This window comes from Pseudomonas sp. Z4-20, from assembly GCF_051131955.1.
GTDB classification, from domain to species: domain Bacteria; phylum Pseudomonadota; class Gammaproteobacteria; order Pseudomonadales; family Pseudomonadaceae; genus Aquipseudomonas; species Aquipseudomonas marvdashtae.
On the sequence record NZ_CP071641.1, the window covers coordinates 4,661,115 to 4,683,648 of the forward strand.

The following is a 22,534-nucleotide window of genomic DNA, read 5'->3' on the forward strand; positions in this document are numbered from 1 at the left end:
CTAGAACTCCCGAGCCATCGCGCGACGCACCGTGTCCGGGCAGGCCAGTGTCTTGACCCATCCCAGCAATTGGCGGCTGTCGGCGGGCTTGAGCAGTACCGCGTCGAAGTCCAGGTCCTTGGGGTAGTTCTCCGGTCTGCGTGACGGGACCGCCGAGTAAAGCATTACGGGCAGATGGCGCCAGCGTTCGCGCACCTGGTGCAGCAATTCCCAACCGTCCATGCCCGGCATCATCTGGTCGCTGATCAGCAGGTCGATCGGTTGTTCAGCCAGGCAGGCCAAGGCGTCTTCGCCGTTCGCCGCCATGCTCACATCAAAACCGTAGCCGGCCAGCAGGTCATAGAGCCACTCGCTGTTTTGCTCGATGTCGTCCACCAGCAGGACGTGTTTGCCCTGGCCATCGAGCGGCGTGGCGTTGTTGTCGAGGATGCCGTGTTCCAAGTCGTGTTCTTGGGCGCATTTCAATGGCAGGCGAAAACTGAAGTGGCTGCCCTGCTCCGTGGCTTGGGGTTCGAGGCGGCTGTCCATGCGTTCCAGCAGTTGCGTGACGATCGACAGGCCCAGCCCGCTGCCTTCGTAACGCTGGGCATTGCGGCCGCGGCGGAACGGTTGCAGCAGTTGTTCGAACTCTTGTGGCTCTATGCCGATGCCGCTGTCGATCACACTGAAGCGCAGTTCCACGGTGTCGGCGGTAGTCCCCGGATGAGCGCTCACTTCGAAGCGGATCTGGCCATCGCGGGTAAATTTCGCCGCGTTCGCCAGCAGGTTCATGAGGATCTGCCGCAGGCGTTTGAAGTCAGCTTCCACCAGCGGCGGCAGGTCGTCTGCCAAGTCCGCCTCGAAGGTATTGCCCTGGCGCGCGGCGAGGAAACCCGCCTCGTCTGCGATCTCTTTCAGGAAGCCGTAGAGATAACCCGGTGCGAGGGACAGTTGCATCTGTTCCAGTTCGCCACGGGAGAATTCGAGCATTTCGTCGATCAGCTCCAGTTGCTGGCGGGCGTTGCGCTCGATCGTCGCTTGATAGTCGCGGTTGGGCCCGGCGTGCAGCAGGCGTGCGTAGTCGATGATGCGCACCAGCGGCGAGCGCAGGTCGTGGCTGATCCGCGCCATCAACGCGCTGCGGGCCGCCAGCGATTCACGCAGTTGCGAGGTGCGCAGCGCTACGGTGCTTTCCAGGCGTTCGTGCTCGGCCAGGCGCTGTTGTTCGAGGCTGGACAGGGCGTTCTTTTCGCGATGGCGGCTGCGGCTGACTTCCATGATCAACGTGCATACCAGCAACACCACGCCGGACAAGGTGGACGATAGGCTGTATTTAGTTTCCGGCGATTGCCAGGGCAGTTGTTCTTGCGGGAAGAAAATCCGCATTAGCAATTGCCCAAGCAATAGCGCCGGCACCAGCCACGCCATCCAGTTGTAAGTGAGCCTTCTGCGCCAAGCCATGAACAGCGTGGCTAGCAGCGCACCATAAAAACTAAACAGGGACACCTGGACTATCTGCGCGCCCTGGACCGGATCGATTTTTAGCCACCAGAGTCGGCCAAGGACACAGCCCAACAGCGGCACACAATAGCTCCAGCCAATGACTCTGGGCAGCACGGACACCTGCAACAACACGCGGAAGTAGGCCAGGAACAGCACGAACGAGAGCGCGCTGGCACAGGTCAGCAGCTCACGCGTCCAGCCCAGCGCAGCGGGCCAGTAGATCAGGTAGCCGTTGAGGATGCAGGTCAGCAGGATGTAGCTGAGAACTGCGCCCGCGTTCACAGTGAGCAGTCGGGAGCGGAGGATCCAGCCGACGATCAGACCGAACGGGACGACCAGCAGGACGATGCCGAGGGTGAGCCCGTCGCTCAGGTACGTCCGTTGTTGAGTGCGCAGCAGCGCCGGTTCGGACCACAGCTCCGGCTCCAGTAGCATTTGGAAATTGCTCGTTACCCGGACCAACACCGTGGCGCTCTCCCCCGCCACCAACGACACCGGGAATGCCGGTTGACGCGCCGCCGGCTGCGGCCAGTCGGCCAAGGGATAGGCGCCGCCGGCGTGGGCCTCATGCCCCGGCTGGTAGACGCGAATGTCTTCCAGGCGCGGCGCCCCGACGACCAGCATGCGCGAGCACGCCTCTGCGCTCGAATTGGTGAAATGCCATTTCAACCAGAACGCGGAGCGGCTATAGCCCTGGGTCGGCCAGTGAGGCGTTACAGCATTGAAACGGCTTTCGGGCAGTTGAGCGACTTCCGCCCGGCTCAGGCCGGCCTGGGCATCTTCGAAAATCTGCGCCGAGGGCATCAGGTCCAGGTGGTCAGTCCGGCAGATATCCACAGGCGCCGCACGCAGCAGGCCTGTGGAAAACAACGTTATCGTCAGCAAGAAAAACTGTAGTAGCCGCATCAGGCACGCCCGGCCGACTCGATTTCGTTGATGCCCAGGGTTTGCTGGCGAAACTGACTGGGCGTCATGCCGATTCGCTGTCGAAATGCGGTGGTGAAGTTGCAGGCATTACGAAAGCCCACCACTTCGGCAACGTCCTGCACGCTCATGGCGCTTTCGCAGAGCAATTCCTGGCCGCGCCGCAGCCGCGCGTCACGAATGTAGGCAAACACGGTCATGCCCAGGTGTTCGCGAAAAATGGCAGAGAGGCGTTTTTCGTGGGTGCCGACCTTTTGCGCGAGCATGCCCAGGGACGGTATGTCGTCCAGCTGATGTTCAATCAGCCGCATCGCTGCGCGCAGCACGATTTCATCGCCTTGCGGTTCCGGATCGGCCGGGGTTTCTCGAGCGACCGGCGGCGCTCGCCAGGTCAATTGCAGGTGGATCTTGATACGTGCCAACACTTCTTCGGCGGCGCAGGATTTGAGGATGTAGTCCACCGCGCCCACCGACAGCCCTTCCAACCGCTCCAATGAGGTATTGGCCGACGACAGGAACAGGATCGGGATATGCCGGGTGGCCGGTGCCTCGCGCAACAGCCGGCACAGGCTGAAACCATCCATTTGCGGCATGTGCACGTCCAGGACGATGAGATCCGGGCGCAGGGCAAGTGCCCGTTGATAGCCTTGATAGGCATCGCTGGCCAGGGAGATGCGCCAGGGCTGGGTTTTCAACAGAATGAGCGTGGCGCGGATGTCTTCAGGGACATCGTCGATCAGCAGAATATGCGGCAACAGCTCAGACGCCGCCACGCCCCCCGCCGTCGCTGCCTGCCTTTCGTATCGTGCGTTGTCCATTCGCCAGGTCTCTTGTTGTGGTTAGCCAGGTCACTGTCGCGAATTGCCAGGCGAGGAATCACGTATCGGGCCGGCAACAAGTCGCTATAACGGCAGATCAGGCGAGAACTGAAGCTATCAAATTTTAAATGGGCGATAAACGGTCGTTCCGGCCGGGGCGGCCGCTGATGCGGGGGGATGTCGTTCACTTGAACCGTGGCGAGGGAGCTTGCTCCCTCGCCACGGGTTGGTGAACAGCAGTACAACCGTGAATTGAACCGGTTAGAACTGGTAACCGATCTGGGCGAGCAGTTGGGGGTTTTCCTGACGGGTATCGCTCTGTGCTTCGCCGCCGGAGTGGCGCCATGCGACCGTTGCATCGAACGAGATCTGGCCGTATTGAGCGCGCAGACCCACACCGCCGCCGGAGATGCTGCGGGTGTTTTCCTCATCGGCCCACTCGTTGTGGTTGATGCGCACTTTGCCGGCATCCCAGAACAGGTAGGGCGTGAGCTTGTCGATCGGGTAGCGAAGCTCGATCTGGGTCAGCATGCCTTCGTCGCCCGAGGCTTCGCTTTGCGGATAAGCCCGTACGCCATCGACACCGCCAAGGCTGAAATCTTCGGACGAGTCCAGGTTGTCCTGGCTCCACTGCCCAAGGAAACGAGCAAAGAGTGTGAAGTTGGCGGGCAGCGCTTGCAGACGGGCGAGGTCGACGTTCACTTTGCTGAACTGGCCTTCGGTCTGGGCAGTCTGACGGTCGCCCTCGCGCAGGGCCGAATCCAGTTTCAGGTCACCGTAGGTCAGCGTCGCGCCGCCGTAGGTGATGCCGCCGCCGAACAAGGTGTCCCTGACGTCGAATTGCAAGCTGATGGGCAGCGTGTTGCTGCTTTTTTCAAAACTGAGGCCCAGCACTTCGTACTTATCCTCAAGGTCCTTGTGCTGGTATTGCCCGGCCAACATGACGTTCGCCTGGTTGCTGCGCAGGAGCGGGTAACTCAGGCCAATGCTGCTGACCTCGGCGGTGCCGGTCGCCCCCAGGTCGGCGAATTCAGCGCCCAGGTCATAGGCGCTCTGGGCGTAACCCACGTTGCCGCGCAGGCCGGACGTACCCAATGGCATCGAGTAGCCGAGGCTGCCGAAATACAGCTCTTCATCGGTGGCCATCACGGCGGCGCTGAGCTTGTCGCCCAGCATCAACGGGCTGTTCCAGTCACCTTGTACCGTCAGGCGGTTGCGCCCCGAGTAGCGGTTGCCGTGGTTGTCCAGCGTAGCCCTGCCTTCGAAGGCCTCGGTTTTACTCACTTTGGCGTCAAGATCGCCCGTACCGAGTGCCTCACCTGGCCGGATGACCGGGCGGACAGCCACGCCTGGCAAGTCTGAGAGCACCAATATGCTGCGCTCCAGTCGGTCACGCTCGATCACGTCGCCCGGCTTCAAGTCGTCCAGGAAGGGCTGCGCCTGCGCGGCCAGTTTCGCATCGTCGTGGGTGGCGGTGACTTTCCCATAGCGGCCTTCGATCACGGCAATGGTCAGCTCGCCGTTGGCCATGCGTTGTGCCGGCAAATAGGCACGGGCAAACGGGTAGCCCTGCTCGCGGTAGTAGAGCGTGACCTGCCGGGCCACTTCCCGCAGCGCGTCCAGGTCAAGGGCCTGACCAATGGCCGGGGCGACCACGCGTTGCAGGCTGGCCTCGTCGATGCGCGTGTTGTCGGTGAAATGGACGGCGCTGAGCTGGACTTTGGCGCCGCCGACTTTTTCCTGGGCCGCTTGCGGCGCTTCCACATCCAGGCGAATGCTTTGCGGCAACTCCTGCTGTGGAATCGGCAGTTCCTGCAGGATAAGACCGGCATCGGGAATCGGGCGTGCCGGCAGGGTCGCCGCCCAGACCGGTGAAGTGAATAGCAACGCCAGACCGGCGGCGCAGGACATCAATTTGTTATGCATTGAATAAATCTCGAATGATTCGGCTTGCCTGAGCCTTGGCCACGTCCGCGGACGTGGCCAAGGGGCTCCTTCAAATGAAAAGGTGGATGTCAGGGATCAGGGACGCATGGCCAGACTCGGCAAGCGCACACCGCCGCGCACGACGAAAACGGTCTGCGGCGGGTAGGCCGCACAAGCGCTTCCACCCGATACACCGCCATCGGCGCAGACGTTCCCGGCCAGTTCCCGCTCGCTGTCGGCGCTCTCGGCCTGGGCAGCGGAATCGCTGTCAGTATTGCCGGCGCCGTTCCCACGAGTACCACCTTGGTCCACCAGCAACAGACCGCCGTCGTCGACCCCGTAGTCGGACCAGTCAGCCGGTTTCGGCTGTGCCGGGTTGAGCTCAGGGGCATGCGGCGACGTCACCTGCGCACCGACGCGTGTTGCATCGGCGACGCTCTGCCGGACGGCGTCGTAGTCAACGGACGCTGTCACGGTCAGGTTGGCATTGGTCGGGTTGCTGACGATCAGGTAACCGAGGTCAGCCAGCCCGCCGATGTTGATCAGGTGCGAGCCCGGACCTTGTGTCCCTACCGAATACAGTGGGTTGCCGAGCATTTGCTTGGTGTCGCCGTTCCACAGACCGTTGGCGTCATAACCGGCTATACCGCCGCCATTGAACGTGGTTTGGCCATCGAACGGCTTGGTCTGGGTGGTCGTACCGTTGGTGGATACCACCAAGGTGGGTTGCTCGCGGTACACGGCATGCACGCCCGTGCTACCCAACGCCCTGCCGAAATTGCTCTGCTGCTCGTCACTGTTGTAGCGGAAATTGCCGCTGCCACTGCCGACCACATCCACCACGCGGGTACTGCCAGCGAGGCTACCGGTATAGATCACCGCCCGGCCACCGACGCCGGTGGACACCGTCACGCCTGCGTCGGCCTTCACGTCACCGCCCGTGGCCACGCCCGCCAAAGCGGATTGACCGGCGTTGAGCACGATCGCATCAGTGGCTTTGCTGGCGGTGCTGACGTTCTCGGCCAGGGTGATGTTGCCGGTCGTCGTGACAACCTGGACTTTGCCGGTGTTGCCGATGCCGACGATCTGATCCAACTGGGTGCCGTCCAGTGCCGTCTCGGTCAGCCTGCCGACGGTGACGTCACTGCGGTTGACGAAGCTGACGTCCTTCGCGCGGCTGGCGATATCGCCGACCCAGTTGCTGGCGTTGCGCAGGTCGAAATCGCCGCCCTTGAGCGCCAGGCCATCTGCGGTGATGTTGCCTTTGGCATTCTGGGTAGTCTTGCCATCGACGTTGAGGAACACGTTGCCGCGGGTGGCCAGCGCTTCGTTGATCGCCAGATTGCCTTGGGTGCCGATGCTCACGTCGCCAGTGTTGTTCACGCCGGTGGTGGTCTTGACCAGCTTGCCGTTGCCGTCGGATTCGGTCAGCGTGCCGACCTTGAGGTTGCCGGTATTGTTGAACGCGACCTTGCCTGCCTCGCTGGCAATATCACCCACCACGTTGCCGTTGTTACGCAACTCGAAATCGCCACCGTTGAGGGCCAGGCCGTCGGCGGTGATGTTGCCGTTGCCGTCCTGGGTGGTCGTGCCACCGACATTGAGGAATACGTTGCCACGGGTCGCCAGCGCTTCGTAGATCGCCAGGTTGCCTTGGGTACCGATGCTGACGTCGCCGGTGTTGTTCACGCCGGTGGTGGTCTTGATCAGATTGCCGTTGCCATCGGTTTCAGTCAGCGTGCCGACCTTGAGGTTGCCGGTATTGTTGAAGGCGACCTTGCCCGCCTCGCTGGCAATGTCACCCACCACGTTGCCGTTGTTGCGCAACTCGAAGTCGCCACCGTTGAGGGCCAGGCCGTCAGCGGTGATGTTGCCCTTGGCGTTTTGGGTGGTCTTGCCGTCGACATTGAGGAACACGTTGCCGCTGGTCGCCAGCCCTTCGTTGATCGCCAGGTTGCCTTGGGTGCCGATGCTGACGTCGCCGGTGTTGTTCACGCCGGTGATGGTTGTCTGCGTGCCGTCGGCATGGGTCGCGGTGAGCGAACCCACCTTGAGGTTCCCGCTGTTGTTGAATTGGACCTTGCCCGCCTCGCTGGCAATATCGCCGATCACGTTGCCGGTGTTGCCCAGGGCGTAATTGCCGCCCAGCAGCACCAGGCCGCGGGCATCGAGCTTGGCCCCGGCGTCGCCGGACTGGGTGGTCTTGCCCGCCACCTCCAGGGTGATGATGTCGTCGGCACGGGTCTGGCCCTGGCTGGCGTCATCACGTGGACCATTTTCAATGGTGATGCCTTTAACCAACGTCAGGTCGTGATCGGTTTTCAGGGTGACCGCCTCATCGGAGGTGATCCCCACCGTGCCGTCCACGACGCCCACCGTCAGGTTGCCGTTGCCGGCGAATTTCAGGCTGCCGACATCGGCGGCGATGACGCTCACGTCATGCCCGCCTTTACCCAAGTTGAAATCGCCTTCGCCACGCAAGGCCAATTCGTCTGCAGTAATGGTAGCGCCCGTTGCCTGGGTCGCACCTTTGCCCGCGTCGACGCTCAGGGTCAGCCCGTTGCCGGTGGTGCCGTCTTCGTCGGTGCCTTCGGGATCCTTGAGCGTCAAATCGCCCAGCAGGTCCAGAACGCCGCTTGCGACCAGTGCCAGGTCGTCCACGAACGTCGCGCCTTCATCGTCGACGGTGATGTTGCGCGTCTTGTCGTTACCGATGACGACCTTGTCGAAACCATCCCGGATATTCGCCAGGTCAGCGTCGGACAGCACCAGCGGATCGTTAGGCCCGGTCACTTCCGGGTCATCGCTGCCGCCCAGGTGAATATCCAGGCCATCGGTCTTCTGTTTCAGCGTGAGGCTGCCGCTACCGGCAACGCTCGCGGCGAGATCGATTTCGTCGGCGGTCAGGCTCGTATCGCCTTGGGTGAGCAAGGCCTGGTCGACCGTGAGCGTGTCGGCAACCAGGTTCAGGTCACCGGTCTGGGTCATGCCGGCGACCGGCACGCCTTGCGGGTTTGCCGGGGTCTGGCTATCGGGAACGGTCACTACGCCGGCGGTCAGGTCATCGACATCGGCGAAGCTGACCGTGCCGGTGTTACTGGCGATCGTGTTGACGTCGTTGGCGGCGTTGTCGAGGTCATGAACGGCACCGTCACCCAACAGCACCAGGCCATCGGCGACAATGGCACCGCCGGCGGTCTGGTCGATCTTGCCGCCATTGCTTTGCAATGCCAGGACCGGAGCCGGTTTGTTGTCGTCGCTACCGGTGCCCGGCGCGTCCGCCACGGTCAGTTGGTCATTGATGTGGATATCGCCGGTACCGGCATCCAGGATGAGGTTGTCGTTGATCCGCGTCGCTTCGATGATGCTGATGTCACCGGTCATGTCCGCGCCGCCGATCTTGACGGAGGTGAACCCGTCGCCCAATGCGCTGATGTCGGTGCCGGTCAGCTCCAACGAACCGGGGGCGTCATCGGTGCTGCCGCCCACCGCAATGTTCTTGCTCGGGGTGTTGGTCTCGAGGGCGATCTTGCCATTGCCGGTGACGCTGCCGACGCCGCCGTTGAAGTTGATGTCGTCGGCCTTGATGGCCAGGTTGTTGTCGGTGCTGTTGAGGCTGCCGTTGAAGGTGATGGAACTGCCTTGCAGGCCCTTGCTGCCCGAGGTGTTGGTCTTGATGTTGTCGACGTACAGCGAGCCGCCGACCTGCTTGCCGGCAGTTTGGTCGAAACTGCCCGAAACGAAGACGAACTTGTAGGTGCCGGCCCTATCAGCCGTTGCCGTATGGCTTTTCCAATCCACCGCGCCCGTACCGTTCCCGGTTTCGTTCAGGATGATCTGGTATTCGCCGGTGTTGACGTTCAACAGATAGCCGAAGACATCGTAAGTGTCGCCGCCCGCGACCGGTTTGTAATCGAAACTGACCGCTTCCCCCGCCGCCAGGGAGACGGTGCCCTCGCTCACCACCGAAGGGCCGCGCATGATGCAGCCAGCAGGGGCGTTGAGGCAGTTGGAATTGTTTTCGGTACCCAGCAGCAGCGCAGCGCCGCCGTCCTTGCCCTGGCCAGCCGCGGCGACCGGGGTGAGGGGTTTGTAGGTCATGTCGCCCTGGTCGCCAGGCGAAACGCTTGGCGCATTACCATTGGTTGGCGAGGTGGTCGGCAACGTTGGATCATCCGGCGAGACCACGCCTTCGACCACGGTAACGCCAGTGAAGAACTGGGCGATGGAGGTCTTCCAGCCGACCAAGCCGTTTTCGAAGTCGGCGTTCAGGAATTGTGACGTACCCAGCTCGACGGCGCCGTTGTAGACCTGCTCGCCACTGGTCAAGACTCTGGCGCCGTTGATAAACGTTTTGCCGGCGCCGCTGGTAGTCGCGTACAGCGCGCCCAGTGCGCTGTTACCGCCGACCATGTCGCTGAAGATGATCGAGCCTGAACCGGCGTCGACCCGCAGTTGGCGGTTGTTGGCCGCCGCATCGGAATCCACCACGCCGGCGAACACGATGTTGCCACCGTTGCTCTTCAAACTGACGTCGGTGTTGAGCGCGATCTTGCCGTTGAGGATCAACGCCAGGCTGTTGCCATTGCCTGCGCCACTGGCGTCGATGTCACCGTTGAGGAAAATATTGCCGAACACGTAGCGACCTGTTCCAACGTCGTCGTGCCCAGACTGCAAGGTCAGCGTCCGCTCGCCGCTGATGCTCGTCGGGGTGTAGTCACCGTTCCAGTGGATAGAGTTGTCGGCCTTGATCGCCACATCGGTGCCGCCGGCCAGGGCCGTATTGATCGCGTTGAAACCGACCGTGGCTTCTGTCCCGTTGGTGCCGCCGGTCAAGCCTCCGTTACCCGGCGCCACCGTGACGCTGTCGGGGTCAAGCAACCATAAGCCACCCTTGCCGTTTTTGGCTGACGCATCGGCGGCTTTGCTGACCGCCAGCTTGGCGCCGCTGGTCTCGATCTTGCCGCCGTCGCCGCCCTTGGCGCCGCCGGTGGCTTTCAGCGTGCCGTCCACGCGGGTCATGCTGCCCGGTTTCTTGATATCCGACCAGGCCACCACGGTCCCGCCCTTGCCGTTGTCGGTCGCCGATGCATCAAGCACGGCACCGGCGGCGATGGTGGTCTGGCTGGCCTGTTTGATCGCCGGGTCCTTGCCTTGCCAGCTACCGCCCACATAAATTTCACCGCCGCCCTTGGCCCCGGTGGCGTCGAGCTCAGCGCCGCCTTTGATCGCCACGCGGTCGCCCGTCACGACGATCTTGCCACCCTTGGCGGTATCGGAGGACACATCGATACGCCCAGCGACTTGCACATCGCCGTGGTCGCCCATCAGCGTGACCAGACCGTTTTCACCGATATCCAGGGAACGGGCTTCGATCAAACCGGTGTTGTTGATGACGGTGCTCGCCAGGGTTTCCGCCGCCCGCGCGGTCAGCAGGATTCGGCCGGCATCGGCACGAATGGCACCGCCGTTTTCGATCAAGGCTTGGAGCGCGCCTTCTTTCACTTCCAATTGCACCGGCCCGCCCAAGTCGAGCGTCACGACACGGCCGGCGCCCAGCAGCACATTGCCCTTGTGCGCGGTGATGTTGCCTTCGTTGACGATTTTTGCGGCGATCAGGGCAATGGTGCCGCCCTGTGCGGCATTGATGTTGCCCTGGTTGACCACCGAGGCGGCGCTGTCGCCACTGAAACGGTAGTTGCCGGCGAGGAAATCTTCTGTGGATAAGTTGAGCGTGGAGGCCACCAGGCCGCCCACATCAACCTGTGCGCTGGGGGTAAAGAGCACGCCGTTGGGGTTGACCAGAAACACCTGACCGTTGGCTTTCAACGCGCCCTGGATCACCGACACATCCGAGCCCAGCACACGGTTCAAGGCGACCGACGCCTTGCCAGGCTGGATGAATTGGACGGTATTGCCTTTGCCGACGGAAAAGCCCTGCCAGTCGATGGCGAGCTTGTCGCTGCCCTGATGAATGGCCATGTTATTGCCATTCTGCTGAATGCTGCCGTTACCCGCCACGATGTTGCCGCCGGTGGGCAACGCTCCCGCCGCCGCTACCGAGGCGAAAAGACCGCCGCCCACGCCGATGACGAGGCTGAGCGAGGTACGGCTTTTGTCCTTGCCGTGGCTCTTGACCAACTCGGATGCCACCTGCCACGCGCCCATCACGGCATTCCAGACGACTCGGTAAACTCTGTTCATTTTTGTTCACTCATCCTTAATACGGCGGGCCGTGCCATGACGACCAGGCGGTTCGCTGTCGACAAATCAAATGGAAAAGCGCATCCGGACGGATAGCGGCTCGAAAATCCCCACAGTGCTCCGCGCCATCATCTCCGCGACTGGTAGAGCGCACTTTTGCTTGAGCGCCTGAGGCCTTTGATTAAGCGGATCAGGTGCTTTTTTTCGATGGACGGTGAAATTGAGTGGGATTGGCGCTGCTGCGCAGCCCAGCGGGAGCAAGCTCCCTCGCCACAGGGTTGTTCGTTCGCTTAAGCTCGGTGGTGTATAGGTAAGATGGCCCCCAGCGAAATCACAGGAAGACAGCCGCGATGCAATCGCCATTTGATCCGTTGGTTCATATCGATTGGAAAACACCCGGCGGTGAGTTGCTCGGGCTGTTGCAGCATTACTATCCCGACATCGGTGTGTTTGCCGGGCCGGGGTTCGAGGCGCTGTTGGATGAGCTATCCAACGAGATGCCCGAGGTCTGTTTCGAGGTGTTGGCGTCGGTGTTGGCGGGCCAGGGTTATGACTTGTGGAACCTGGATGCCGGCGGCGATGACTATCGGCCGGTGGTTGTCCCCTCGGATCAGCGCGAGGCGTTTGCCCGGCATTGGCAAATCCCGCGTAGGGAACCGAGGTTCACGGCCACGTTGATCGAGCCGCCGCCGGCAAAAGAGCGCAAACCGGCCAAACCCAAGCGCAGCAAGTTGAAGTGGCTGCAGGAAGTCCATGATTATCCCGGGCCCACCTATGTGCATGAATACAACTATCACAACGGTTGGGCGGCCATTACCGAGCACGACGAAGACCAGTGGTTGTGCTTCCTGATCGATTACAACCAGTGGCCGCCCGCCGAGCAGGACATGCTCGAACATCGTACCGATGGCGTGGACGCCGCGGACTTGCAGCTCATCGATGCCAATGCCCAGCGCAGCCTGTGGAAACATCGGGTCGTGCGCGGCGATTACAGTGCGGACGACCGCTACCAATACGAAATTCGGCAAGGCGATGAGATCACAGCGTTCGGGCCTGCCGGGGTGCAATGGCCGGAATTTGAACAGCCTTGCGTAGTGGTGGGCTCGGAGATATTCGAACGCAAACGCATCTACGAACCCGAGCATCTGACGCGGATCTGGCGGATCACGGCGGACAGCAGCGAGGTGATTTTCGAGGATTCAGATGACCTGGCGATCCTGCCTGTTGGCCCTCGTCGTTTGCTGTTCATGCAGCACAACGGCTCAAAATGCTGGATCTGGAATCAAGACCCGCCGCACCAGGCCGTCATCGCCAAGCCAATGCCCGCCGAGGCCTACAAGCTGCGGGCCGCAACGGCGTATTTGGGTGGCGATGAGATTTTGCTGTTCAGCGAGGGCGCGCGGCAGAACGTCGAGCATTCGGGTTATCAGGAGACGGTTCTGTTGGCGTGGCGCTTTAACTTCATCACCGGCGCCACGACCCAATCAGCGCTGGACGGATTCGGCAGTGAACTGCGCCAAGACACGCGTATGCTCGTCACGCAGCCCAAGCAAGTCATCACGTTGCGCACGTTTCATGGGCAGCTTCAAGTTGCACGCGGGCATGGGGATTGGTGGGTGTGGAGTTATCGCGCCAACACGTTTGGCACGCAAACCTTGGCTTGGTTTTGGAATCAAGTCAGCAATGAGGTGGTGAAGCTGTCGACCAAGGACATCCCGCGGATCAAGCCGGAGGTTCGTTATGTGGCGGGGCAGGATCGCTATCTGGCGTTCGAGACCGAGTTTGTGGCGCGGCTGCCAGGGTTTGCCGAGATGGTCGAGACCAAGGGAAGTGAGGTTTTGGTTTTTGAGTGAGGTGGTTCTGTTGCATGGCGGCGCTTCGAACGCATGAATTTTCGTGGCGAGGGAGCTTGCTCCCTCGCCATGGGTCTGGTGTGTCTTTTAGACCTGCAGCAACCCGCGAAACCCACGCGCCGCGTAATACGACTGCACACCATTGTGGTAGATGAACACCCGTCCATAGCGGTAGTCACCAAACAACGCCCCGCCGAGGGCGCGAAGTTCGGGAGGAGTCGCCAACCATGTTGACGTCTTCGCATCGAACTCGCCCAGCGTTTGCAGGGCTCGATACTGGTCTTCGGTCAACAGGCTGATGCCCATTTCCTCAGCCATTTCCATGGCGCTGCCTTTGGGCTTGTTCTCTTTGCGCGCATCCAGCGCCGCGCGGTCGTAGCAAAGGCTGCGGCGGCCGGTCGGGCTTTCCTTGGCGCAATCGCAGAAGGTGACGGTGCCGGTTTCGGTGTCCAGAGCGATCACGTCGGGCTCACCACCGGTGGCTTCCATGGTCTGGAGGGTTTTCAGGGCATTGGGTTTGTTTTCCAGCCGGGTCATAACGTCCGCCCATCGAATGTCAGCGTGACGGTTGGGATTCTTTTCAAAGCGGGTCTTCAGGGTTTGCAGTAAGGTTTGTTGTTCTTGTTTTTTCATGGCACGAAGTCCTTGAGTGGCCGATTAAGCGCACGCGTTTTAATAGCTGTTTTCGGCACAGTTTCATGTCGGTTATTTCAAGTCGATATTGGCTACTGTGATTTCTGACAGTAGCCGCGCGGCCCCCTGGCCCCTATCCTGCAACAGGCTCGCAAGCAAACGACGCCGTTCAAAGAAGGAGCTAAAGATGAACAATAAATACAGCTGTATCAAACGCCCACTGCTGGCTTTTCTCGTGTTGCTGAGCACTACCCTTCCAGCTTTTGCAAAGGAAGATTGCAATGTGAAAAAAGTTGACCATGCCATGATTCTGGAAAAAGGAGGGATTGGTAAACCAGTCTTGTCCGCGGATGAATATAAAGCAGCACTCAGTTTAAAAAATGTGCAAGTTATCAACGGTATGAGCAAGGTCTACTACGATCCGGATCTGACACGCCTCACTGTAGTCCAAGTGTCAGGAACAGTGACTGGATTTTCCTGCAATGAATAAGGCTTATGCGGCACATCTGCAACCCTCCCTACGCTAGCTCACCACCGTGGACATAAGCCGCAACGTTCCTTGTGTTGCGGCCACCTCGCCCTCTCCCCAAAATCGCGCGCCTGACTTAACCCGCAAGGAACGCAATGCGCTTGATAAGGAGTGCGGATCAGGGGCTCGAACCGACGGAGCTTCCCGATACGGCCGCACGTTTGGTCGATGACGCGCTGATGCGCGGTCACCCCATCGACGGGCTGGATCAGTTTGGAACGCTGTCGAAGATCCCCCGTGACAGCGATATCGTCGAAGCCGTCAGGAACGGCGAGTTGTTGCTGGTGAGGCCAAGTTCCGCCGGCGCAGGTGGCAGCTTCATGCCTCGGTCGAGGTCTGCGCCAGAATCGGTCGACAGGGCCCCGGAGCAATGGCCATTGCCCAAGCCCCGGGATGACTTGGTGTTCGCCAAATCCTGCACCGCCGAAAACTGGTGCCAAACGAGCGTAGGTACGGCCACCGAAGCCGCCTCGAATTTCGGTCGGATCATGGTGGCGGGCGCCATGCTCATGCCCTCGGCAAGCACCGCGATTGCCTCAGCCCTCGGCGCGGATCTGGCGCTGGGTCGCATCGCTGGCGGCGGCATCATGCAGCAGCGCCTCACCTGGGCCATACGCGGCGCGGGCGGACCGGCCAGCGTCTTCGTCCTCGGCATGCTCCCCACCAAAATGGCCGACGGCACGCTTCACACCGACGACCAGCTACGCCGCATGAGCCACGCCACTACCCGAGTGCGCTTCCAATTCCGCCGCGACGCCGAAGGTGTGCTCCAGGTATACGGCATCCACAGTGGTCCATCGGGCGACGACTCGGTGCGCACCGTGCAAGTGACATGGAACGCCGACCACACCGCCATGGAGGCCAAACTCAACGGCATCACAATTATATGGACGCCGCAGCAAAGCCCGCTCGGCTCGCTTCCACCGCTGACCTATCCGGACGATATCGGCAAACAGCTGGGTACGATCCTCGTCCATCCGATAGCGGAGGACGTCGACAGCCAGATCGATGGATTGCCGGGGGAAGACATCACGGCCGAAGACCATATTTTGGTGTTTCCGGCGGATACGGGGCTGAAGTCGCTTTATGTGGTGTTTGCGAGGCCTTTTGGGGGGGATCATAGTTATCATCCGGCGCCTAAGTTGCTGACTGCTTTTCCTGAAGCCCGCAATGTTAAGTTCAAATCACGAGTGCAGGGAGGTGGCTCTTCTCGCAGAAGGTGGCAAGACAAAAAGGGACGGATCTACGAATGGGATTCCGAGAATGGGAGAGTGGAAGTGTATGACAGACAAGGCGCGCACTTGGGTGAATACGATGCTGAGACTGGCGCCCAAACTAAACCGGCCAAACCGGGCCGCAGAGTAGAGAAATAGGAAGCTTATGTATCTATGTATTAGCGGGTTCCTGCCAGACGAGGATGAAGATGATTCGCTTAAATTTGATCTCGATCTGGATGAATATTTTAACGACCGAATCATACAGCTTTTAGGCCATAGCAGCCTGAACGCAATGGCTGTGGGGGAATGGTTGTTAACGAAGGATCAGATAAGAGAGATATCCGACATCATCGGCAAACCTCTTCCGACGGATCTGGATTTATTCATCGGAGTACTGGTCTAGCGGGCCTCAAAATATCGGAGAAACATAACATGAAGCACGAGATCCTCGCCTTCGACAAAAGTGTCGAACCGCTCGTTTTCCATGTCGTCGAGGCCTTCAGCAAAAAAAGCGAGACGTTAGCCTTTGAAGTGGAACTGCCTGCTGGTTGCGATGCACAACTTAAGCAGATCATGGGATGGTCTACACCCCAGCGTGGCGATGAAGGTTATAACCTGAGCCGCAGCCAAGCTGCTGCCATTGAGGCATTGGCCGGTAGGCTTTTTTACGATGACGATAATATTTTTCAGCTCACCTGCAACATTGGTTGAGGAGAGGCGCGCGGAGTGAAACTGGAGATGATCGATCGGTCTTGAAGACTAGCCAGCCAACCCCTAAGGCTGCTGTGCAGCCCAGCGAGAGCAAGCGCACTTGCCACGGGATATCTAGACATTCAGATGTTGCGGCAGGCCTTTGCTGGTCAGCTTTTTTTTTACGCGATATCAGCCGCGTTGATAGCGTGCGGGTTCTGGGTCAAACCGAACTGTCGCAGCTTTAACCCGCCTTCGACTCCACCCCACCCCGAACCCGCTGCAGCATATTGATCAAGTGCAACCGCATCGAAGCCCGCGCTGCTTCGCCATCCTGTCGCGCCAGTGCCGCGTAGATCTGCTCGCGCTCACGCACCACCAGCGCTCGATTTTCCAACGTCACAGCCGGCCCGGCCTGTTGCACTACCGCGATCAGCGTGTTGCCCACGTGTGTCATCGCGTCGATAAAAAAGCTGTTGCCGGTGCACTGGGCAATTTGCAGGTGGAATTCGAAATCCATCCTGGCGCTTTCCTCATCCATCGCGTCAATAGCGTTCGCGACGTCGAGCGCTTCACGCATTGCCTGTAACTGCTCCGGCGTGGCGCGTTGCGCGGCGATGGCGGCGGCCTCCACTTCCAGGCTCAGGCGCAGTTCGATGACCGCCAGCGCGTCGTAGGCGCCGCCCTTGACGTGTTTGCTGCCTTGGAAATCGCCTGGGCGGGCGGTGTCGACGACGAAGGTGCCGATGCCATGACGGGTTTCGACCAAGCCTTCGGCCTGGAGCCGGGACATGGCTTCACGCACCACGGTCCGACTGACGCCGCGTTCCTTGATGATCACCTGTTCGGTCGGCAACTTGCTGCCTGCGGGCAGTTCGCCGGCGAGTATCTGCTGCGTCAGGTCGACCACCAGTTGCTGAGTCATGCTCAGGCGTCGATCGGTTGTGACACGCTCCATTGCACCTATCCATCAAGCCAGACGATCGCGGCATTATAGCCGCGACCTTGCGCTAAAACTCACTATAATGCCCGCTGATCACCCAAGAGCACGCCGATGACGGACCAAGCGTTATCTCCACTGAATAAACCGCGCCGCCTCGCCGAAACCCTGGTCGACCGTTTTGCCCAGCGCATGCGCGACGGCATCCTCAAGTGCGGCGAAAAGCTCCCCACCGAAGTGCACATCATGGAGGCCGAAGGCGTCAGCCGCTCGGTGGTGCGCGAGGCGCTGTCGCGCTTGCAAGCGGCGGGATTGGTGGAGACGCGCCATGGCGTCGGCACGTTTGTGCTGGACATGCCGGCGCCCGAAGGTTTTACCCTCGGGCCGGCGACGATTGCCACGTTGTCGGATGTGCTCAACCTGCTGGAGTTTCGCCTGAGCCTGGAAGTCCAGGCCACCGGCATGGCCGCCGAACGCGCCACGCCCCAAGCCCTGGCCGAACTGGCCCAGGCGCTGGAGGCGCTGCTGCAAGGTCCGGAAAAATCCGGCACCACCATCAACGCTGACTTTCAGTTCCATCTGAAAATCGCCAAGGCGGCCGGCAATTACTACCTGATCGACATCATGAAGCACCTGGGCACGAAGCTGATTCCGCGTACCCGGATGAACTCCGCCTACTCGGGGCAAAGCGATCGCAGCGCCTATCTGCAAGGCATCAACGCCGAACACCAGCAAATCTTCGACGCCATCGCCAGTGGTAACGTCGATGCGGCGCGGGCGGCCATGTACTTGCACTTGAGCAACAGCCGCATGCGCCTGTGCGAAACGCAGCAACGCCAGGCGTTCTACAACGAATAACTTCTAGAAAAAGTTGTACTGGATACCGACCCGCAGACGCAGTTGGCGATCACTGTCGACGGAGTTGACCTTGATGTCGCCCACTTCGAAGAACGGCGCCCAGCGCTTATCCCATTTGTACTTGACCACGGCATTTTGCTCATAGTCGTCGGTGCCGCCGTTGTAACGGATGTAATCGGCATCGAAGTAAGTCAGTTGATACTCATAGGCCCACGGCCCCTGGTTCGCATAATTGATATAGACGTCATAGCGATGGATTTTCTGGTCGTCCTGGCCATTATCCGGTACGTCGTGATCGACCTTGTCGCGGTCCAGCTTGCTGACGTCGTAGCGGTAGCGACCGGCGATGCTCAGTTCCTTGGTGATCTTGTAGCCCAGGCGCATGCCCATCTTGTAAGTGGTGGATTCCTCGTCGCTCTCCATGGCGAACGACGGCGTCAACATCCAGCGATCATCGATCTTGTGCTGGTAGTTGACGGTGAACTCATGGCCGCTGCCGACGGTATTGTCAAAGGCAACGTCTTCGCGGTCGCCGGCAGTCTTGTATTTGAGTTCGCCTTCCAGGCCCACGCCGTTATCCAGCCTTATGCCAAACTTGGCGCGGTCAGCGTGCATGCGAGTTTTTTCCGCGTACTGGTGGCGTACGTTGATATAGCCAGTATCGGCCACGGCAACGATGGAGGTGAACAACGAAGCGATCGACAACACTACGAGGGTCTTTTTCATGTTTTTTATTCTTGTTGGTTGAAATAATTAGTTGGGTGAAACGCCAAATCGCAGGCGAGCGCGTGCGCGCGTTGAAACATGCGATTCAACGAGTTCTGCGGTTTAAAACGGGTACAGCGGGTTGATTACTTCAGACGGCGATAGGTATTCGTTGTATGTCGCGGCTGGCTTGCACCAACAGGCGTGTGTATTCGTGGGCGGCGCCATCGCTTGCCAACAGATGACTGTCGAGTGTCTCCACCACCCTGCCCTGCTGCATCACCGCCAGCCGATCACACAAATGCGCAACGACGGCCAGGTCATGAGTGACCATCAGGTAGGTCAATCCTTCCTGGCGGCGCAAGTCGGCCAGCAGGTTGAGGATTTCTGCCTGCACCGAGACGTCCAGCGCCGAGGTCGGCTCGTCCAACAGCAGCACGCGTGGGCGCAGGATCAGCGCGCGGGCAATCGCCACGCGCTGGCGCTGGCCACCGGACAACTGGTGCGGATAACGAAAGCGAAAGCTGTCGTTCAAGCCGACCTTGCGCAGGATCTCGCTGACCTTTCGAACACGCCCATCGATGCCATGGATGCGCAGCGGTTCCTGCAACGCGGCGTCGATGGTGTAGCGCGGATGCAGCGAGGCATAGGGATCCTGGAAAACCATCTGCACGGTGCGGTAGTGGTCCAGCGGCAGCTTGCGCGTCACCGCCTGACCGGCAATTTGCAACCGTCCCGTCCAGTGCTGGTACTGCCCGGCCAGGCAACGCAGCACGGTGGTCTTGCCCGAGCCGGATTCCCCGACCAAGCCGAATGCCTCACCTTCGCCGACGCTCAAATCGACGTCATGCAGTACCGCGTTCAGTGCCGCGCCGGTGCCGAAGCTGAGGTTCAGCCCGGCGATTTCGATCATGCTCATGACAGGCTCCTCAAGCGTTCAACCAGTGTGGGTCGCGCTGCAACACCGGCAGCGTGGCGCGCGGATGGTCCAGGCTCGGCAATGCGGCCAGCAGACCTTGGGTGTAGGGATGGATGGCGTTATCCAGGTCGGCGGCGGCAATCGACTCGACCACGCGGCCGGCGTACATCACCAGCACACGGTCGCAGAAATGCCGCACCAGGTTCAGGTCGTGGCTGATGAAAATCAGCCCCAGGTCACGCTCGCTGACCAATTCTTCCAGCACGTTGAGCACCTGTCGGCGCACCGACACGTCCAGCGCCGAAGTGGGTTCGTCGGCGATGATCACCTGGGGATCGGTGATCACCATCATGGCGATCATGATCCGCTGGCCCATGCCGCCCGAGACTTCGTGGGGGTACAGGTCATAGACCCGTCGAGGATCACGAATGTGCACCTTGGCGAGCATGTCCAAGGCGCGTTCGCGGGCTTCGCGATGGGGCACCTTGTGATGGGCCAGGTACGCCTCGGCGATTTGTTCGCCCACGCGCACCACCGGATTCAGCGAGTACTTGGGGTCTTGCATGATCATCGACATGCGCGCGCCGCGAATTGCCTGGATCTGCTTTTCGCTGGCCTTGAGCAAGTCGATATCGGCGAAGCGCAGGGTCTTGGCGGTGACCTTCGCTGTCGGCGGATGCAGGCGTAACAGGCTGCGGCCGACGGTGGATTTTCCCGAGCCGGATTCGCCGACTATGGCGAGCTTTTCCCGCCCCAGGTTGAACGACACGTCACGCACCGCCATGGAAGTTTTGCCGGCGTTGCGAAACTCCACGCACAAGTCCTGTACCGCAAGTTTTATCTCAGTCATGGGCTGTTCCTCAGGATTGGCTGCGTGGGTCGAGGACGTCGCGCAAACCGTCGCCCAACAGGTTGAAGGCCAGGCTGACCAGCATGATCGCCGCACCCGGTGCCGCCACCAGCCACCAGCTTTCGAGCATGTAGCGTCGCCCGGTGGAGATCATCGCGCCCCATTCCGGCAGGGGTGCCTGGGCGCCGAGCCCGAGGAAGCCCAGGGCAGCGGCCGTGAGGATGATGCTCGCCATGTTCATGGTCAGGCGGATGATCACCGACGACAGGCACATCGGGATGATGTGGCGCAGGATGATCCGCGTACTCGACGCGCCCTGAAGCTGCACCGCGACGACGAAGTCGGCGTTGCGCAGCGGCAGGGTTTCAGCCCGAGCCAACCGGGCAATCGGCGGCCAAGCGGTGAGCGCGATGGCAATCACCGCATGCTCCAGCCCCGGGCCGAGAGCGGCGATGAAGGCCAACGCCAACACCAGGCTGGGGAATGAAATGAAGATATCGGTGATGCGCATGAACAGGCTGTCGACCCAGCCGCCGAAGTAGCCGGAAATGGTCCCGACCAACAGGCCGATGGGGCCGACGATCACCGTCACCAGCAAGACGATGTAAAGCGTGATGCGCGAGCCATACACCAACCGGGCGAAGACATCGCGACCGTACTCATCCGTGCCGAACCAGTGCACGCTGCTGGGCGCCTGCAATGCGCCGGCAAGGTTTTGCAGCAGCGGGTCGTGACCGGCGATCCACGGCGCAAAGATCGCGACCAACATCAGGGTCGCGACGACGACCAGGCCGGCGAAGGTCATCGGGTTGCGCAGTAAAAAACGCAACAGGCGCAGGCTGCTGGCGACCAGCGCTGCCGTACTCGAAGCGGGCAGCGCGGCACTGCCGGCTGCGCTGGAAGCAAGGGGCAGATTCATTAGCGAGTCCTCGGGTCGAAGATCTTGTACAGCGCATCGCTGATCAGGTTCAGCGTCACGAAAATGAGGCCGATCAGCAACACACAGGCCATCACCGCGTTCATGTCACCGAGCAACAAACTGCTCGTCAGGTACTGGCCAAACCCCGGCCAGGCGAACACGGTTTCGATCAGCACGGCGCCTTCCAGCAGCCCGCCGTAGGCCAGCGCGACGATGGTCAGCAGTTGCACGCGAATGTTGCCGAAGGCATGGCCCCAGACAATCTTGCGCTGGGACAACCCCTTGACCCGGGCGGTGATGATGTACTCCTGGGAGAGTTGTTCGAGCATGAAGCTGCGGGTCATGCGACTGATGTAGGCGACCGAGTTGAAGCTGAGGATCACCGCCGGCAACAGGATGTGGCGCAACGCGCTGCGAAAGGCTTCCCAATCGCCGGACCAGGCGGTGTCGATCAACAGCAGGCCGGTGTGTCTCGGGATCAGCCCGTCATAGGCCAGGCCGATCCGTCCGACGCCGCCGGCCCAACCCAGCCAGGCGTAGAACACCAGGAAGGCCATCATGCCGATCCAGAAGATTGGCGTGGAATAGCCGAACAACGTGATCAACCGCGCCACATGGTCACCGGCCCGTCCCTGATGCGTCGCCGCGTAGACACCCAGCGGCAAGCCCGCGAGCACACCGAATAGAATGGCCAGGGTGGCCAGTTCCAGAGTGGCCGGAAACACCCGGGCGATGTCGGTGATGACCGGGTTGCCGGTCAACAACGCCATGCCGAAATCACCGTGCAACAGGTCGCCGAGGTAGATCGCAAACTGGGTCCATAGCGGTTTGTCCAGGCCCAGCTCTTTGTACACCTGGGCGTAGGCCGAGGCGTCGGCGTCCGGGCCGACGATGGCCAGCACCGGGTCCAGGGGCATTACTCGCCCGATAAAAAACGTCAGCAGCAGCAACCCCAGCAGCGTCACCGCCACCGAGCCGCCGCGCCGGGTCGCCGAAGCGGCCCGGGTGGTCCAGATTGAATAAATTGCAGTCGACATGTTCATTCCTGCCTTGGCCGGGTGGCCGTC

At 60.9% G+C, this 22,534-nt stretch carries 17 protein-coding genes; 6 read left to right on the forward strand and 11 right to left on the reverse strand.

Annotation, left to right across the window (positions count from 1 at the left end; genetic code table 11):
* The 4 genes from J3P82_RS21400 to J3P82_RS21415 all read right to left on the reverse strand — a co-directional run bounded on the left by J3P82_RS21400 (position 1) and on the right by J3P82_RS21415 (position 11,354).
* The gene (locus J3P82_RS21400) at positions 1 to 2,388 is read right to left on the reverse strand and encodes an ATP-binding protein (protein ID WP_434558567.1); all 2,388 of its coding nucleotides are present in this window, start codon (positions 2,386 to 2,388) and stop codon (positions 1 to 3) included.
* Positions 2,388 to 3,224 carry a response regulator transcription factor gene (locus tag J3P82_RS21405; protein ID WP_434558568.1) on the reverse strand — a complete coding sequence of 279 codons (837 nt, stop codon included), beginning with the start codon at positions 3,222 to 3,224 and terminating at the stop codon, positions 2,388 to 2,390. Before J3P82_RS21405 ends, J3P82_RS21400 begins: the two co-directional genes overlap by 1 nt.
* 261 nt (positions 3,225 to 3,485) lie before the next feature.
* A complete protein-coding gene (locus tag J3P82_RS21410; protein ID WP_434558569.1) occupies positions 3,486 to 5,150 on the reverse strand; it encodes a ShlB/FhaC/HecB family hemolysin secretion/activation protein in 1,665 nt (554 codons plus the stop codon).
* 96 nt (positions 5,151 to 5,246) lie between these two features.
* Positions 5,247 to 11,354, reverse strand: coding sequence for a filamentous hemagglutinin N-terminal domain-containing protein (locus tag J3P82_RS21415; protein ID WP_434558570.1), 6,108 nt, complete (start codon positions 11,352 to 11,354; stop codon positions 5,247 to 5,249).
* A gap of 350 nt (positions 11,355 to 11,704) precedes the next feature.
* On the opposite strand from J3P82_RS21415, the gene J3P82_RS21420 reads away from it, so the two are divergent.
* Positions 11,705 to 13,207, forward strand: a complete 1,503-nt coding sequence (locus tag J3P82_RS21420) for a DUF6630 family protein (protein WP_434558571.1) — start codon at positions 11,705 to 11,707, stop codon at positions 13,205 to 13,207.
* A gap of 87 nt (positions 13,208 to 13,294) precedes the next feature.
* On the opposite strand, the gene J3P82_RS21425 is transcribed toward J3P82_RS21420, so the two are convergent.
* Positions 13,295 to 13,840, reverse strand: coding sequence for a DUF4256 domain-containing protein (locus J3P82_RS21425; protein ID WP_434558572.1), 546 nt, complete (start codon positions 13,838 to 13,840; stop codon positions 13,295 to 13,297).
* A gap of 187 nt (positions 13,841 to 14,027) precedes the next feature.
* Between J3P82_RS21425 and J3P82_RS21430 the strand changes: the two genes are divergently transcribed.
* The 4 genes from J3P82_RS21430 to J3P82_RS21445 all read left to right on the forward strand — a co-directional run bounded on the left by J3P82_RS21430 (position 14,028) and on the right by J3P82_RS21445 (position 16,297).
* Positions 14,028 to 14,330: a hypothetical protein gene (locus J3P82_RS21430; RefSeq protein ID WP_434558573.1), complete on the forward strand. Its 303-nt coding sequence runs from the start codon at positions 14,028 to 14,030 to the stop codon at positions 14,328 to 14,330.
* Positions 14,331 to 14,464: 134 nt separating this feature from the next.
* Positions 14,465 to 15,742, forward strand: a complete 1,278-nt coding sequence (locus tag J3P82_RS21435) for a colicin E3/pyocin S6 family cytotoxin (RefSeq protein ID WP_434558574.1) — start codon at positions 14,465 to 14,467, stop codon at positions 15,740 to 15,742.
* A 7-nt stretch (positions 15,743 to 15,749) separates the two neighbouring features.
* Complete coding sequence (locus tag J3P82_RS21440; protein WP_434558575.1) at positions 15,750 to 15,989, forward strand: pyocin S6 family toxin immunity protein; 240 nt, start codon at positions 15,750 to 15,752, stop codon at positions 15,987 to 15,989.
* 29 nt (positions 15,990 to 16,018) lie between these two features.
* Positions 16,019 to 16,297 carry a DUF7683 domain-containing protein gene (locus J3P82_RS21445; RefSeq protein ID WP_434558576.1) on the forward strand — a complete coding sequence of 93 codons (279 nt, stop codon included), beginning with the start codon at positions 16,019 to 16,021 and terminating at the stop codon, positions 16,295 to 16,297.
* Between the two features lie 223 nt (positions 16,298 to 16,520).
* Here J3P82_RS21445 and J3P82_RS21450 read toward each other — a convergent pair whose 3' ends face one another.
* A complete protein-coding gene (locus J3P82_RS21450; protein WP_434558577.1) occupies positions 16,521 to 17,234 on the reverse strand; it encodes a FadR/GntR family transcriptional regulator in 714 nt (237 codons plus the stop codon).
* 96 nt (positions 17,235 to 17,330) lie between these two features.
* On the opposite strand from J3P82_RS21450, the gene J3P82_RS21455 reads away from it, so the two are divergent.
* Complete coding sequence (locus J3P82_RS21455; RefSeq protein ID WP_434558578.1) at positions 17,331 to 18,074, forward strand: FadR/GntR family transcriptional regulator; 744 nt, start codon at positions 17,331 to 17,333, stop codon at positions 18,072 to 18,074.
* A gap of 3 nt (positions 18,075 to 18,077) precedes the next feature.
* On the opposite strand, the gene J3P82_RS21460 is transcribed toward J3P82_RS21455, so the two are convergent.
* The 5 genes from J3P82_RS21460 to J3P82_RS21480 all read right to left on the reverse strand — a co-directional run bounded on the left by J3P82_RS21460 (position 18,078) and on the right by J3P82_RS21480 (position 22,504).
* Positions 18,078 to 18,800, reverse strand: a complete 723-nt coding sequence (locus J3P82_RS21460) for an oligogalacturonate-specific porin KdgM family protein (RefSeq protein ID WP_434558579.1) — start codon at positions 18,798 to 18,800, stop codon at positions 18,078 to 18,080.
* A gap of 130 nt (positions 18,801 to 18,930) precedes the next feature.
* Positions 18,931 to 19,698, reverse strand: coding sequence for an ABC transporter ATP-binding protein (locus tag J3P82_RS21465; RefSeq protein WP_434558580.1), 768 nt, complete (start codon positions 19,696 to 19,698; stop codon positions 18,931 to 18,933).
* Between the two features lie 10 nt (positions 19,699 to 19,708).
* Positions 19,709 to 20,548 carry an ABC transporter ATP-binding protein gene (locus tag J3P82_RS21470; protein ID WP_434558581.1) on the reverse strand — a complete coding sequence of 280 codons (840 nt, stop codon included), beginning with the start codon at positions 20,546 to 20,548 and terminating at the stop codon, positions 19,709 to 19,711.
* Between the two features lie 10 nt (positions 20,549 to 20,558).
* Positions 20,559 to 21,467, reverse strand: coding sequence for an ABC transporter permease (locus J3P82_RS21475; RefSeq protein ID WP_186644044.1), 909 nt, complete (start codon positions 21,465 to 21,467; stop codon positions 20,559 to 20,561).
* Positions 21,467 to 22,504: an ABC transporter permease gene (locus J3P82_RS21480; RefSeq protein ID WP_434558582.1), complete on the reverse strand. Its 1,038-nt coding sequence runs from the start codon at positions 22,502 to 22,504 to the stop codon at positions 21,467 to 21,469. Before J3P82_RS21480 ends, J3P82_RS21475 begins: the two co-directional genes overlap by 1 nt.
* Between the last annotated feature and the right edge of the window lie 30 nt (positions 22,505 to 22,534).

Excerpts from the sequence above, each read along its gene's own strand:
- J3P82_RS21400 (WP_434558567.1), bottom strand. The coding sequence starts at position 2,388 with ATGCGGCTACTACAGTTTTTCTTGCTGACGATAACGTTGTTTTCCACA.
- J3P82_RS21405 (WP_434558568.1), bottom strand. The coding sequence starts at position 3,224 with ATGGACAACGCACGATACGAAAGGCAGGCAGCGACGGCGGGGGGCGTG.
- J3P82_RS21410 (WP_434558569.1), bottom strand. The coding sequence starts at position 5,150 with ATGCATAACAAATTGATGTCCTGCGCCGCCGGTCTGGCGTTGCTATTC.
- J3P82_RS21415 (WP_434558570.1), bottom strand. The coding sequence starts at position 11,354 with ATGAACAGAGTTTACCGAGTCGTCTGGAATGCCGTGATGGGCGCGTGG.
- J3P82_RS21420 (WP_434558571.1), top strand. The coding sequence starts at position 11,705 with ATGCAATCGCCATTTGATCCGTTGGTTCATATCGATTGGAAAACACCC.
- J3P82_RS21425 (WP_434558572.1), bottom strand. The coding sequence starts at position 13,840 with ATGAAAAAACAAGAACAACAAACCTTACTGCAAACCCTGAAGACCCGC.
- J3P82_RS21430 (WP_434558573.1), top strand. The coding sequence starts at position 14,028 with ATGAACAATAAATACAGCTGTATCAAACGCCCACTGCTGGCTTTTCTC.
- J3P82_RS21435 (WP_434558574.1), top strand. The coding sequence starts at position 14,465 with ATGCGCTTGATAAGGAGTGCGGATCAGGGGCTCGAACCGACGGAGCTT.
- J3P82_RS21440 (WP_434558575.1), top strand. The coding sequence starts at position 15,750 with ATGTATCTATGTATTAGCGGGTTCCTGCCAGACGAGGATGAAGATGAT.
- J3P82_RS21445 (WP_434558576.1), top strand. The coding sequence starts at position 16,019 with ATGAAGCACGAGATCCTCGCCTTCGACAAAAGTGTCGAACCGCTCGTT.
- J3P82_RS21450 (WP_434558577.1), bottom strand. The coding sequence starts at position 17,234 with ATGGAGCGTGTCACAACCGATCGACGCCTGAGCATGACTCAGCAACTG.
- J3P82_RS21455 (WP_434558578.1), top strand. The coding sequence starts at position 17,331 with ATGACGGACCAAGCGTTATCTCCACTGAATAAACCGCGCCGCCTCGCC.
- J3P82_RS21460 (WP_434558579.1), bottom strand. The coding sequence starts at position 18,800 with ATGAAAAAGACCCTCGTAGTGTTGTCGATCGCTTCGTTGTTCACCTCC.
- J3P82_RS21465 (WP_434558580.1), bottom strand. The coding sequence starts at position 19,698 with ATGAGCATGATCGAAATCGCCGGGCTGAACCTCAGCTTCGGCACCGGC.
- J3P82_RS21470 (WP_434558581.1), bottom strand. The coding sequence starts at position 20,548 with ATGACTGAGATAAAACTTGCGGTACAGGACTTGTGCGTGGAGTTTCGC.
- J3P82_RS21475 (WP_186644044.1), bottom strand. The coding sequence starts at position 21,467 with ATGAATCTGCCCCTTGCTTCCAGCGCAGCCGGCAGTGCCGCGCTGCCC.
- J3P82_RS21480 (WP_434558582.1), bottom strand. The coding sequence starts at position 22,504 with ATGTCGACTGCAATTTATTCAATCTGGACCACCCGGGCCGCTTCGGCG.